Genomic DNA, 379 nt, shown 5'->3' on the forward strand with positions numbered 1-379 from the left:
TTTAATCCTGCCCTCCACGTGCCTGGACGCACGTCATGGATGAGATCGAGGCCCCATATTGGGTTCAGACAGATGAAGCGAACCAAGGAAACCGGTTCGCACTGTATAGGAGCCTGATAGCCTCAATGAAGACCCGTATCGCCGCCCTCACCGCCGCTCTCGTCCTCGGTGTTGCTCCGATCTCGTCCGCCATGGCTTTCGAAAGGCCGTCCCGTTACACTGCTTTCTCGCCATACGAGGTCGAAACGACCGGTTCGCTCGAGTTTCGTGGCGGCGAGCCCCTGCGAAACCCCTATAGCTGCCCGATGAGCTCGGCCGCCGAGGGCAACGCCAACCAGCAGAACTTCCCCACCCAGCAGTACGGCCAGACCTCGGGCGG

Annotated in this window: 1 protein-coding gene; it reads left to right on the forward strand. The window is 60.9% G+C overall.

Annotated features, from left to right (window positions below; genetic code table 11):
• Positions 1–125 precede the first annotated feature (125 nt).
• The coding region (locus AC0IY1_RS25320; protein WP_471773331.1) for a hypothetical protein at positions 126–379 on the forward strand (254 nt) is incomplete at its 3' end.

Source organism: Methylobacterium sp. AC690, assembly GCF_979256535.1.